13 protein-coding genes and 1 pseudogene are annotated in these 12,319 nt (G+C 72.7%); 9 read left to right on the plus strand and 5 right to left on the minus strand.

The genetic code is table 11. The features are described from left to right. Positions 1–60 precede the first annotated feature (60 nt). The 3 genes and pseudogenes from LRS07_RS11445 to LRS07_RS11455 all read right to left on the minus strand — a co-directional run. Positions 61–498, minus strand: a pseudogene (locus LRS07_RS11445) (nucleotidyltransferase family protein); the annotation flags it as partial. Then, positions 495–2,096, minus strand: a complete 1,602-nt coding sequence (locus LRS07_RS11450; protein ID WP_260498173.1) for an MFS transporter — start codon at positions 2,094–2,096, stop codon at positions 495–497. The pseudogene LRS07_RS11445 and the gene LRS07_RS11450, both read right to left, overlap by 4 nt. A gap of 46 nt (positions 2,097–2,142) precedes the next feature. Continuing rightward, positions 2,143–2,907 (minus strand): SDR family oxidoreductase, encoded by a 765-nt coding sequence (locus LRS07_RS11455; protein ID WP_260498174.1) that lies wholly within the window; start codon positions 2,905–2,907, stop codon positions 2,143–2,145. Between the two features lie 167 nt (positions 2,908–3,074). Between LRS07_RS11455 and LRS07_RS11460 the strand changes: the two genes are divergently transcribed. The 6 genes from LRS07_RS11460 to LRS07_RS11485 all read left to right on the plus strand — a co-directional run bounded on the left by LRS07_RS11460 (position 3,075) and on the right by LRS07_RS11485 (position 8,710). After that, positions 3,075–3,308 (plus strand): DUF3606 domain-containing protein, encoded by a 234-nt coding sequence (locus LRS07_RS11460; protein WP_260498175.1) that lies wholly within the window; start codon positions 3,075–3,077, stop codon positions 3,306–3,308. Between the two features lie 133 nt (positions 3,309–3,441). Further along, positions 3,442–3,981, plus strand: a complete 540-nt coding sequence (gene phaR, locus LRS07_RS11465; RefSeq protein ID WP_260498176.1) for a polyhydroxyalkanoate synthesis repressor PhaR — start codon at positions 3,442–3,444, stop codon at positions 3,979–3,981. Positions 3,982–4,055: 74 nt separating this feature from the next. Next, entirely contained in the window at positions 4,056–5,483 is a 1,428-nt protein-coding gene (gene rimO / locus LRS07_RS11470; RefSeq protein WP_260498177.1) for a 30S ribosomal protein S12 methylthiotransferase RimO, read from the plus strand. Positions 5,484–5,490: 7 nt separating this feature from the next. After that, entirely contained in the window at positions 5,491–6,390 is a 900-nt protein-coding gene (locus LRS07_RS11475) for an NAD(P)-dependent oxidoreductase (protein ID WP_260498178.1), read from the plus strand. Beyond that, a complete protein-coding gene (locus tag LRS07_RS11480; protein WP_260502099.1) occupies positions 6,387–7,598 on the plus strand; it encodes a PLP-dependent transferase in 1,212 nt (403 codons plus the stop codon). Before LRS07_RS11475 ends, LRS07_RS11480 begins: the two co-directional genes overlap by 4 nt. Then, positions 7,595–8,710: an acyltransferase family protein gene (locus LRS07_RS11485; protein WP_260498179.1), complete on the plus strand. Its 1,116-nt coding sequence runs from the start codon at positions 7,595–7,597 to the stop codon at positions 8,708–8,710. The genes LRS07_RS11480 and LRS07_RS11485 overlap by 4 nt, the downstream gene beginning before the upstream one ends. Before the next feature lie 30 nt (positions 8,711–8,740). Here LRS07_RS11485 and smpB read toward each other — a convergent pair whose 3' ends face one another. Further along, positions 8,741–9,220: an SsrA-binding protein SmpB gene (smpB, locus tag LRS07_RS11490; RefSeq protein ID WP_260498180.1), complete on the minus strand. Its 480-nt coding sequence runs from the start codon at positions 9,218–9,220 to the stop codon at positions 8,741–8,743. 48 nt (positions 9,221–9,268) lie between these two features. Here smpB and LRS07_RS11495 point away from each other — a divergent pair, with 48 nt between their 5' ends. Both LRS07_RS11495 and LRS07_RS11500 read left to right on the plus strand, forming a co-directional pair. Beyond that, the gene (locus LRS07_RS11495; protein ID WP_260498181.1) at positions 9,269–9,721 is read left to right on the plus strand and encodes a type II toxin-antitoxin system RatA family toxin; all 453 of its coding nucleotides are present in this window, start codon (positions 9,269–9,271) and stop codon (positions 9,719–9,721) included. A gap of 1 nt (position 9,722) precedes the next feature. Beyond that, positions 9,723–10,055, plus strand: a complete 333-nt coding sequence (locus LRS07_RS11500; protein ID WP_260498182.1) for an RnfH family protein — start codon at positions 9,723–9,725, stop codon at positions 10,053–10,055. Positions 10,056–10,078: 23 nt separating this feature from the next. On the opposite strand, the gene LRS07_RS11505 is transcribed toward LRS07_RS11500, so the two are convergent. After that, complete coding sequence (locus LRS07_RS11505) at positions 10,079–10,618, minus strand: DUF4124 domain-containing protein (RefSeq protein WP_260498183.1); 540 nt, start codon at positions 10,616–10,618, stop codon at positions 10,079–10,081. Positions 10,619–10,774: 156 nt separating this feature from the next. Between LRS07_RS11505 and guaB the strand changes: the two genes are divergently transcribed. Beyond that, positions 10,775–12,244 (plus strand): IMP dehydrogenase, encoded by a 1,470-nt coding sequence (guaB, locus tag LRS07_RS11510; protein WP_260498184.1) that lies wholly within the window; start codon positions 10,775–10,777, stop codon positions 12,242–12,244. Positions 12,245–12,319: the final 75 nt, after the last annotated feature.

Genomic DNA, 12,319 nt, shown 5'->3' on the forward strand with positions numbered 1-12,319 from the left:
GGCCCGTGCTCCCGCGTCCGCGACGGCCAGCACCTCCTGCCGCACCCCCGCGTCGAAGACCACCGGGTGGCCGGGCACCCCGTCGACCTCCGGCTGCAGCCAGCGAACCCCGGGCCCGCGCGCCGACCACGCGGCCAGCACCTGGCCGACGTCGGCGGCCTCCAGCAGCGGCTGGTCGGCCAGCGCCATCACCACCGCGTCCAGGTCGTCGGGCAGCGACGCCAGGCCCAGGCGCTGCGAGCCCGGGGCGCCGGCCGCCGGGTCGGGGTTCAGCACCGGCTGCACTGGCAGCCCGCGCAGCAGCGGGCCGAGCACCTCGGCATGGTGGCCGAGCACCACCACCACCGGCGCCACGCCGCTGTCCAGCAGCGCCGTGCAGGCGCGGCGCAGCAGCGGCTCGCCGTCTCGCCGCAGGGCGCCCTTCGGCCGGTGGCCCATGCGGCTGCCGGCGCCGGCAGCCAGCACCACGCCACCGATCCGGCGCGTCAGGGCGTTCATTGCTCGGCGATGTAGTGGCGGACCTGCACCGTGCTGCCGTCGACGAGGAAGGCCCGCACCTGCGCTTCCAGCGCCTCGTCGGCCTGGGTGGCGCGCGAGCGCTGGTGCAGGTAGTCGGCCCACGAATCGACGATGAAGCGCTCGACGTAGGCGCCGCTGCCGCCCAGGTCGCGGTACAGCCGCCAGAAGGTGGCGCCGTCGCGCTGGCGCGGCGCACGCAGCAGGGCCACGGCTTCCAGGAAGGCGGCGGTGTGCGCCGGGTCCACCTGGTAGGCGATCTCCACCGCCACCGGCCCGGCGTCGGGGTGCGGCTGTTCGCTGATGTGGAAGTCGTCGAACACCGACGCCGGCGTGACCTCCCGCAGCGCGCCCACGCGCAGCGGGAAGCGCCGCATCAGCACCAGGCCGGTCAGCATCGCCAGCGCCGACAGGCTGAGCGCGTTCGACAGGCCCAGCGGCACCGCCAGCGCCCCCCAGAACGCCGAGCCGATGGCGAAGGGGCCGAGCGCGCTCAGCGTGTGCAGCGCGTTGGCGCGGGCGCGCACCCAGGGCGGCACGCTGGTCTGGGTGGCGGTGTTGAAGGTGGACATCGCCGCCATCCAGGCGCCGCCGGCCGCCACCAGCGCCGGGTAGGTGAGCGCGGGCTGGCGCGAGAAGGCCGCCACCACCGTCACCGTGGCGTAGACGATGCAGGCGCCGCCGACCAGCCGCTCCAGCCCGATGCGGGTCCGCGCCCGGCCGACCCACAGCCCGGTCAGCACCGCGCCGCCGCCCATGCAGCCCATGAGCAGGCCGTAGCCGGCCGCGCCCTGGCCCAGCTGCTGCTGGCCCACCGCCGGCAGCAGCGCCCACAGCGCCGAGCCCGCCGCGCCGAAGGCCACGGTGCGCACCAGCTGGGCCAGCACCACCTCCGAATGTCGGGCGAAGCGGATGGCGCTCATCGTGCCGCCCCACAGCCGCTCCGGCGGCAGGCGGGTGGGCGGGTGCGGTGCCGGCGGGTGCCGCCGCACCATGTGCATGAACCACAGCGTGCCGGCCACGGCGAGCGAGAAGATCCCGCCGGCGCCGATCCAGAGGAAGGCCGCGCCGGCCAGGGCCGGCCCCACGGCGCGGGCGGCGTTGAACGCGATGCCGACCAGCGTGATGGCCTGCGGCAGCTCGTCGCGCGGCACCGACTCGGCGATGCTGGAGTTCCAGGCCGGCGACATCAGCGCCGTGCAGCAGCCGGAGACGAAGATCAGCAGCAGGATGAGCAGGGCCGGGGCCGCACCGACCATCGTCAGCACGGACAGCAACGCCACCAGCACCGCCTGCACGCCGAGCGCCCGCTGGATGAGCCGGCGGCGGTCGCTGATGTCGGCCAGCACGCCGGCGGGCAGGACCAGCAGGAACATCGGCAGGAAGGAGGCCGTCTGCACCAGCGCGGCGAGGAAGGACGAGCCGTCGACCTCGACCATGCGCCAGGCCGCCGCCATGGTGAGCATGGCGTTGCCGATGAAGTAGACGCTGCCGCCGCTCCACAGGCCCTTGAAGCCCGGATGCCGCAGCACGCCCCAGACGGTGGGCGGGGCAGGGCGGGTGGAGGCGGAAACGGTCATCGGGCGTGCACGAGCGACAGGCTCATGCAGCCCATTGTGGCCACCTTCAGATCGTGACGCCGCCGTCCACCACGATGGCCTGACCGGTCATGAACGACGAGGCGCGCGAGGCGAGGAACACCGCCGCGCCGGCGATCTCGTCCGGCTCGCCGATGCGGCGCAGCGGTGCGCCGGAGGTGGCCTTGGCCAGCGTGTCCGGGTTCTCCCACAGCGCGCGGGCGAAGTCGGTGCGCACCAGGCCCGGGGCGATGCAGTTGACGCGCACGTTGTGCGGCCCCAGTTCCACGGCGAGGTTGCGCGCCAGCTGGAAGTCGGCCGCCTTGGAGATGTTGTAGGCGCCGATCACCGGCGAGCCGCGCAGCCCGCCGATGGACGAGACGATGACGATCGAGCCCTCGCGCCGCTCGACCATCTCCGGCGCCACCATCTGCGCCAGCCAGTGGTTGGCGACGACGTTGTTCTCCAGCACCTTGCGGAACTGGTCGTCCTCCAGCGTCGACATCGGGCCGTAGTGCGGGTTGCTGGCGGCGTTGCAGACCAGGATGTCGATGCGGCCGAAGTGCCGGCGCGTCGTCTCCACCAGTTGCCGCAGGTCGTCCTTCGACGAGATGTTGGCCGGCACGGCGATCGCGCGCCCGGCGCCGTGGCGGGCGTTGATTCCCGCGGCCACGGCCTCGCAGGGCGGTGCCTTGCGCGAGGAGATGACCACCTGCGCGCCGTGCTCGGCCAGCCGTTCGGCGATGGCCTTGCCGATGCCGCGGGAAGAGCCGGTGACGATGGCCACCTTGCCGGCCAGGTTGAACAGGTCCATGTGCGTCGCCTGCGGGAGGAGTGGAGGGCGGCCAGTATCGGCAGCGCGGCAGGCACCGGCTGTCGCGTCGGTGTCAAGGCGGGGCGGCAACTCGTGGGATGCGGTGCGCGCTGGGCGCGCCGCTTGCCCCGCGGCCGGCACCCCTCTCTCTCCTGGACGTCGTCACCATGCAGTTCACCGAAGAACCGGTCGATGCCACGCTGCCCGCTCCGCGCATCGACATCGATGACTACTACGGGATCCGCGAGTGGTGCGACCGTTTCGGCGTGGCTAAGCATCGGCTGCGCGACGCGGTGGCCGCCGTCGGCTCCGACCCGCAAGCGGTGCAGCAATACTTGCTCAGGTCGGCGCCGCCGCCGTTGACGGTGCCGCCCAAGCGCGAGCGCCTGACGGCCAGTTGAATCGAACGGGTGGCGCCGGCGCCGCCCCGGTGACCTCGGGGGCCATCCCTCCGGGTGCGGCCCGGGAAACCCCTTTCGGCGGTGTGGAGAGCCGCTCCTAGAATCGGCCAGCCGATCCAGGAGCCCTTGCCGCATGTCCTCCCACCGCCGGACCGCGGCCGATGCCGACGGTCCCCGCGTCCTCAAGAAGTACCCCAACCGGCGTCTGTACGACACGCAGACCAGCAGCTACATCACCATCGCCGACGTCAAGCAGATGGTGCTCGGGGCCGAGCGATTCGAAGTGCGGGACGCGAAGACCGGCGAGGACCTGACGCGCAGCATCCTGCTGCAGATCATCCTGGAGGAAGAGAGCGGCGGCGTGCCGATGTTCTCGTCCGAAATGCTGGCCAACATCATCCGCTTCTACGGCCACGCCATGCAGGGCGTGATGGGCAGCTACCTGGAGAAGAACCTGCAGGCCATGGCGGACCTGCAGGCCCGCATGGCCGAGCAGGCCAAGGGGCTGGTCGACCCGCAGCGCTACAGCCCCGAGGCGTGGGCCCAGTTGATGGGCGGGCAGGCATTCAGCCAGTACCTCGAGCAGAGCAAGGCGGTGGTGGCGCAGATGCAGGAGCAGATGCACAAGCAGGCGGAGACGCTGTTCTCCGGCTTCGGCGCCAAGAAGCCGTAGCGCCGGCCCCCGCACCGGGCGCGGCCGGCGGCCGCGCGACACCCGGGCCCGCGCATTCCGGGGACAATCGGCGGATGTCCGAAGTGCTGGTTCAAGACCCTTCCGCCCCCCTGCCGTCCACGGTGCCGCAGCGCGCGCCCAAGGTGGGGTTCGTCTCGCTCGGCTGCCCGAAGGCGCTGACCGATTCCGAACTCATCCTCACCCAGCTCAGCGCCGAGGGCTACACGACGAGCAAGAGCTTCGCCGGCGCCGACCTGGTGATCGTCAACACCTGCGGCTTCATCGACGACGCGGTGAAGGAGAGCCTGGACACCATCGGCGAGGCGTTGGCCGAGAACGGCCGGGTCATCGTCACCGGCTGCCTCGGCGCCAAGGCCGGGGCCGACGGCGGCAACCTGGTGCGCGAGGTGCACCCCAAGGTGCTGGCGGTCACCGGGCCGCACGCCACGCAGGAGGTGATGGACGCGGTGCACCGCCACGCGCCCAAGCCTCACGATCCCTTCGTCGACCTGGTGCCAGCGGGCTTCGACCCCAAGGTCGGCGTCAAGCTCACGCCCAAGCACTACGCCTACCTCAAGATCAGCGAGGGCTGCAACCACCGCTGCACCTTCTGCATCATCCCGTCGATGCGCGGCGACCTGGTGTCGCGGCCGGTGGGCGACGTGCTGGGCGAGGCGCGTGCGCTGTTCGAGGCCGGCGTGAAGGAGTTGCTGGTCGTCAGCCAGGACACCTCGGCCTACGGCGTCGACCTGAAGTACCGCACCGGCTTCTTCGACGGCCGGCCGGTGAGGACGCGCATGACCGAGCTGTGCGAGCAGCTGGGCGAACTGGCCGCGCCGCACGGCGCCTGGGTGCGGCTGCACTACGTCTACCCGTACCCGCACGTCGACGAGCTGATCCCGCTGATGCAGGCCGGCCGCGTGCTGCCCTACCTCGACATCCCGCTGCAGCATTCGCACCCCGACGTGCTGCGGCGCATGAAGCGGCCGGCCAGCGGCGAGCGCCACCTGGAACGCATCCAGCAGTGGCGTGCAGCCTGCCCCGAGCTGATCGTGCGCAGCACCTTCATCGCCGGCTTCCCGGGCGAGACCGAGGCCGAATTCCAGCACCTGCTCGATTTCGTCGAGGCCGCGCAGATCGACCGCGCCGGCTGCTTCGCCTATTCCCCGGTGACCGGTGCGGCGGCGAACGACATCCCCGGCATGCTGCCGGCCGCGCTGCGCGAGGAGCGGCGGGCCCGCTTCATGGCCGTCGCCGAGCGGGTGTCGGCCCAGCGGCTGCAGCGGCGCGTCGGCGCCACCATGCAGGTGCTGGTCGATTCCGCCCCCGGCCTGGGCCGCAAGGGCGGCGTGGGCCGCAGTTATGCCGATGCGCCGGAGATCGACGGCACCGTTCGGCTGCTGCCGCCGCAGAAGGCGTCGAAGACGCTGAAGGCCGGCGAGTTCACCAAGGCGCGCATCGTCGCCGCGGAGGGCCACGACCTGGTCGGGCTGCCGGTCTGAGCCCGGCATGAAGGTCCTGCTGCTGACCCATCCGATGTCGCCCGTGCCGTTCGCCGACGCGCTGGCGCAGGCGGCGCCCGGGCTGGACCTGCGCGTCTGGGACAAGGCGATGGACGACGAGGCGCTGGCCCAGGTCGAGGTGCTGCTGGCCTGGCGGCTGCCCGTCGGGCTGGCGCCGCGCATGCCCCGGCTGCGCTGGGTCTGCTCGGTGGCCGCCGGCGTGGAAAAGCTGCTCGTGCCCGACCTGCCGGCCGCGGTGGCGGTGTCGCGCACGGTCGATCCCGGCCAGGCCTTCGCCATCGCGCAGTACGTCACCCTGATGGCGCTGCGCCATGCCCGGCGGCTGCCGCGGCACGAGGGTCTGCAACGTGAACGGGTGTGGCGGCGCGAGCCGTCGTTCGCCGCCCGCCACCGCGTCCTGGTGCTCGGCACCGGCGCCACCGGCTCGGCCATCGCGCAGATGCTGTCCGCCGTCGGCTTCGAGGTGCAGGGCTGGAGCCGCCGCCGCGGCGGCGAGGCCGGGCCGCTGCTGGCCGCGGCCGACATCGTCGTCTGCGCCCTGCCGCTGACCGCGCAGACCGAACGCTTCTTCGACGCCGGCCGCCTGGCGCAGATGAAGCCCGGCGCCTACCTCGTCAACATCGCCCGCGGCGCCCACGTGGTGGAGGCCGACCTGATCGACGCCGTGCGCTCCGGGCACCTCGCCGGCGCCGCGCTCGACGTGCAGTCCAGCGAGCCGCTGCCGGCCGACCATGCGCTGTGGGCGGTGGACGGCATCACCATCACGCCGCACATCGCCGGCGAGGCCACGCCGCAGACGGTGGCACGGCAGTTCGCCGAAGGGCTGGCGGCGCTGCAGGCCGGCCGGCCGCTGCCGCGGCAGGTGGACCGCGCCGCCGGCTACTGACAGGACGGCGACCACCGCATGGCCCGCAAGCCCCCCGCAAGCCGTCCACCGAGCTGATCGACCACCCGTACCGGCCGCCCGGCGGCTTCGAGTCGCCGCAGCCGGCCGTCTACAAGGCGTCCACCGTCTTCTTCCCCGACACCACCGCGCTGCGCAACCGGCAGTGGAAGGACAAGAGCGGCTACACCTACGGCCTGCACGGCACGCCGACCACCTTCACGCTGGAAGAACGCATCGCCACGCTCGAGGGCGGCACCGACTGCCTGCTGGTGGGCAGCGGGCTGGCGGCGATCGCGCTGGTGAACGCCTCGTTGCTGAAGGGCGGTGACGAGGTGCTGCTGCCGGCCAACGTCTACGGCCCCAGCCGCGAGCTGGCCGAGCACGAACTGGCGCAGTGGGGCATCACCCACCGGCTCTACGACCCGATGGACGTGGCGGCGTTCGAGGCGATGCTCTCGCCGGCGACGAAGCTGGTCTGGGTGGAGGCGCCCGGCTCGGTGACCATGGAGTTCCCCGACCTGGCCGGCCTGCTGCGGACCTGCCGCGCGCGCGGCATCACCACCGCGCTGGACAACACCTGGGGGGCCGGCCTGGCCTTCTGCGGCTTCGACCTGGACGGGCAGGGCCTGGGCGCCGACATCGTCATGCAGGCGCTGACGAAGTACCCCTCCGGCGGCGGCGACGTGCTGATGGGCTCGCTGGTCACCCGCGACCGGGCGCTGCACCTGCGGCTGAAGATGACGCACATGCGCCTGGGCCTGCACGTGGCCGGCAACGACACGGAACTGGTGCTGCGCTCGCTGCCCACGCTGCCGCTGCGTTATGCCGAGCAGGACCGCAGCGCGCGGGTGCTGGCGCAGTGGCTGGCGGCACGGCCCGAGGTGGCCGAGGTGCGCCATCCCGCACTGCCCGGCGCGCCGGGCCATGCGCAATGGGCGTCGCTGTGCACGCAGGCGGCGGGGCTGTTCTCGATCACCTTCGCCGCCGGCATCACGCCCGCACGGGGCCGTGCCTTCGTCGACGCGCTGCGGCGCTTCCGCATCGGCTATTCCTGGGGCGGCCCGGTCAGTCTGGCGGTGCCCTACGAGTTGAAGCCGCGCGCCGGCCTGCCGCAGGGCGGCCACCTGGTGCGCCTGGCCATCGGGCTGGAGGACACCGAGGACCTGCGCGCCGACCTGGAACAGGCGCTGGCGGTGCTTGCTGGATGACCACGACCGGTCGCGACCGGCTCTGGTGGGTCGACCTGCTGAAGGCGCTGGCCGCACCGCTGATCCTGCTGCACCACCTGGCCTTCTACGGCCCGATGTCCGACCATGCCCGCGAGCTGGCGCCGGCACTGATCGACTGGCTGTTCTCCAACGCCCGGTTGGCGGTGCAGGTCTTCCTGGTGGTGGCGGGCTTCCTCGCGGCGCGCCAGCTGGCGCCGGGCGGTGGTGTCGCACCGGGCCTGAACCCCCTGGTCCTGCTGCGCGAACGCTGGTTGCGGCTGCTGCCGGCGTATGCCGCCACGCTGGGGCTGGCGCTGCTGAGCGCCGCCGTGGCCCGGCACTGGATGGACCACCGGGCCACGCCGACGGCGCCGGACCTGCCGCAGGTGCTCGCCCACCTGCTGATGCTGCAGGACCTGCTCGGGCTGGAGGCGTTGTCGGCCGGCATCTGGTACCTGGCCATCGACCTGCAGCTGTTCGCACTGCTGGCACTGCTGTTGTGGGCCTGCGATCGCGTGCCGCCGGTGTCGGGCAGGGCAGCGGACCGGTCGGCCCGGCGGGCCGCCGTCACCGTCGCGCTGGTGGCGCTGGCCTCCGCGCTGCACTTCAACCTGCAGCCGGGTGGCGACATCGCGGCGCCGTACTTCTTCGCGGCCTACGGCGCGGGCGTGCTCGCCGCCTGGGCGCCGCGGCGCGGCCGGCCGGCCGTCGTGTGGTGGTCGCTGGCGCTGGCGGCGGCCGCGCTGTCACTGCACTGGGCCTGGCGCGACCGGCTCGCGCTGGCCCTGGCGGTGGCGCTGGCCCTGGCGTGGCTGGGCCACCGCCCCGCGCCGGCGGCCTGCCCGGCCTGGCTGCGCCAAGGGGTGACGCGGCTGTCGACGCTGAGCTACGCGCTCTTTCTCGTGCACTACCCGGTGTGCCTCTTCGTCAACGCGGCCTTCGAGCGCTTCGTGCCGCATGCGCCGGCGCTGCAGGCCCTGGGCCTGCTGGTCGCGGTGGTGCTGAGCCTGCTCGCCGCCGTGGCGCTGCACCGCTGGTTGGAGGTGCCGGCCGCGCGCTGGCTGGCCGCACGGCGCCATCGTGCCGCGGCGCCCGCGCTCGGCATGGGCTGAGCGCTGGCCGCCTCGGGCCGTCCGTGCGGTTCAGTCCTTGGCGGGCCCGCTCACCTTGTGGCGCATGAGCCGGCCCTTCTCGCGCTCCCAGTCGCGTTTCTTCTCGGTCTCGCGCTTGTCGTGCGACGCCTTGCCCTTGGCCAGTGCGATCTGCGCCTTCACCCGGCCGCCCTTCCAGTGCAGGTCCAGCGGTACCAGCGTGAAGCCGCGCTGCTCGACCTTGCCGATGAGGCGCCGGATCTCCTCCTTGTGCATCAGCAGCTTCTTGGTCCGGTCCGGCTCGGGCAGCACGTGCGTGGACGCGCTGCGCAGCGCGTTGATGCGGCAGCCGATGAGCTGCAACTCGCCGTCGCGGATGACGACGTAGCCGTCGGTCAGCTGCACCTGGCCGGCGCGGATGGCCTTGATCTCCCAGCCCGACAGCACGACACCGGCCTCGTGCTGCTCCTCGATGTGGTACTCGAAGCGGGCACGGCGGTTCTCGGCGATGGCGGACGAAGGTGCGGACATGTGCAAAGGAAATGGGGCCGAGACCGGCCCCTACAATTCGGGCATTGTATGAAGCACGTCCAGCGATCCGTCCTGCTGTGGTATTCGCCGCATGAGATGTACGAGCTGGTGACCCGGGTCGACGACTACCCCAAGTTCCTGCCCTGGTGCGAGAAGGCCGAGGTCATCGAGCGCAGCGCCAGCGGCATGACCGCCCGCCTGACGCTGGCCTACGCCGGCGTGCGCCACGCCTTCACCACCCGCAACGAGCACGACCCCGACCGGCGCGTCATCGTCAGCCTGGTCGACGGCCCCTTCTCGCGGCTGGACGGCACCTGGCGCTTCGAGCCCCTGAAGAGCCCGTCGGCCGAAGGCCAGGCCTGCAAGATCGGCTTCGACCTGGCCTATGCCTTCGCCAGCCGCGCGCTGGAACTGGTGGTGAGCCCGGTGTTCGACCGCATCGCCAACACCTTCGTCGACGCCTTCGTCAAACGGGCCGAGCAGGTCTACGGGCCGCGCTGACGTGGTCGGCGACACGGCGCTTCGCATCGAGGCGGTGTTCTGCCCGGCCGACGGCGAGGCCGTCGTGAGGACGCTGCAGCTTCCGGCCGGCGCCACCGTGGGCGATGCCCTGCAGGCCGCGGGCCTCGCCGGGGTGCTGGGGCGTGACGCGGTGGCGGTGGGCGTGTGGGGCCGGCCCTGCGCATCCGACCACCGGCTCAACGACGGGGACCGGGTGGAGCTCTACCGCCCCCTTCAGGTCGACCCCATGGAGGCCCGGCGTGCGCGGCAGAAGCGGCAGGCCGCCGGCAAGGGCCGGCCGCCGCGCAAGGGCGGCCCCGCGGCGACGGGCTGAGCGGGGCACCGCCCCGCGGCCGGTCAGCGGCAGTCGGCCTGCACCACCTGCTGGGCGCGGGCGATCTGCTCGGCGCGGGCGTTGTCGTCGATGAACTCGCGCTCGCCGCGTTCGTTGACGCGGGTCAGGCGGATGCCGCTTTCGTAGGTGCGCAGCGCTTCCTGCGCGCGCTGGCAGTTGTCGGCACGCAGGGCGGCCACACGCGCCTTCTCACGCTCGGCCTGGGCCTGCTTCTCCTCGTTGGCGCGCTTGAGCCGGGCCTCGAGCTCGGGATCGCCCTTCGGCGCGGCGGCCGGTTCGCGGCCGCTGCCGACGTTGGGGTCGGCGGCCGAGGCCGCGGGCGCCGGCCGCGGTGCCGGCGTGGCGGCGCGCTGCTGGTGCGGGCGCCGCACGATGTCGCGCTCGGGCACCTCGGCCGGCGGCGGGCGGTCGCTGGCGTGCAGCTGACCGTTGCGGTCGCGCCAGGTCCACTGGGCCTGGGCGCCGACGGTCACGAGCGCCAGCGCCAGTGCGAGGGCGGCGCGGCCCAGCGGCCGCATCGGGGAGGTGGCGGATGCGTGCACCGTGCCAGTGTAGCCAGCGCACCTCGGCCGATCGCACCGTAACCGGCGGTTCGTGACGTGTTGCCGAACGACGGTCTGCGGCGCGCCACAGACCCGCGGATCGGCCCGGCGAGGCGGCCTTCCTATAATCCGAATTTGCGTCCGGAGACTTTCGTCATGCGCCTTCTTGGCAAAGCGCTCACCTTCGACGACGTGCTGCTGGTGCCGGCCTTTTCGCAGGTGCTGCCGCGCGACACCAGCCTGGCCACGTCGCTGTCGCGCAACATCCGGCTGAACCTGCCGCTGGTCTCCGCCGCGATGGACACCGTGACCGAGGCGCGCCTGGCGATCGCCATCGCGCAGGAGGGCGGCATCGGCATCGTGCACAAGAACATGACGCCGAAGCAGCAGGCGGCCGAGGTGGCGCGGGTCAAGCGCTACGAATCCGGCGTGCTTCGCGACCCGATCACCGTCACGCCCGACATGCCGGTGCGAGCGGTGGTGGCGCTGTCGCAGCAGCACGGCGTCTCGGGCTTCCCGGTGCTGGAAGGCAAAACGGTGGTCGGCATCGTCACCGGCCGCGACCTGCGCTTCGAGACCCGCATGGACGCGCCGGTGCGCGAGATCATGACGCCGCGCGAGCGGCTCGTCACCGTCAGCGAGCGCGCTTCGCTGAGCGAGGGCAAGGCGCTGATGCACCAGCACAAGCTGGAGCGCGTGCTGGTGGTCAACGACGCCTTCGAGCTGCGCGGGCTGATGACGGTCAAGGACATCACCAAGCAGACCAGCTTCCCCAACGCGGCGCGCGACTCGCAGGGCAAGCTGCGCGTCGGGGCCGCGGTGGGGGTGGGCGACGGCACCGAGGAGCGGGTGGAGGCGCTGGTCAAGGCCGGCGTCGACGCGCTGGTCGTCGACACCGCGCACGGGCACTCCGCCGGGGTGCTGGAGCGGGTGCGCTGGGTGAAGAAGAACTTCCCCGGTGTCGACGTCATCGGCGGCAACATCGCCACCGGCGCCGCCGCGCTGGCGCTGGTGGAGGCGGGGGCCGACGCGGTGAAGGTGGGCATCGGCCCGGGCTCGATCTGCACCACCCGCATCGTCGCCGGCGTCGGCGTGCCGCAGGTCACCGCCATCGACAACGTGGCCACCGCGCTGCGGGGCACCGGCGTGCCGCTGATCGCCGACGGCGGCATCCGCTACTCGGGCGACATCGCCAAGGCCATCGCGGCCGGCGCCTGCACGGTGATGATGGGCGGCATGTTCGCCGGCACCGAAGAAGCGCCGGGCGAGATCGTGCTGTTCCAGGGCCGCAGCTACAAGAGCTACCGCGGCATGGGCTCGCTGGGGGCCATGCAGCAGGGCAGCGCCGACCGCTACTTCCAGGACACCGGCGGCGACAACCCGAACGCCGACAAGCTGGTGCCCGAGGGCATCGAGGGCCGCGTGCCGTACAAGGGCTCGCTGGTGGCCATCATCTTCCAGATGGCCGGCGGCCTGCGGGCGTCGATGGGCTACTGCGGCTGCGCCTCGATCGACGACATGCGCGACCGCGCCGAGTTCGTCGAGATCACCACCGCCGGCATCCGCGAGAGCCACGTGCACGACGTGCAGATCACCAAGGAAGCGCCGAACTACCGGGCCGATTGAATGTGAGCCCCCGGCCGTCGGGCGGCCGCCCGCCGTGGGGGCTCGAACGCTGTCCGGGGGACCCGTACAGCGTTC

Origin of the sequence: Aquabacterium sp. J223, assembly GCF_024666615.1 — a bacterium.
Lineage (GTDB): Bacteria > Pseudomonadota > Gammaproteobacteria > Burkholderiales > Burkholderiaceae_C > J223.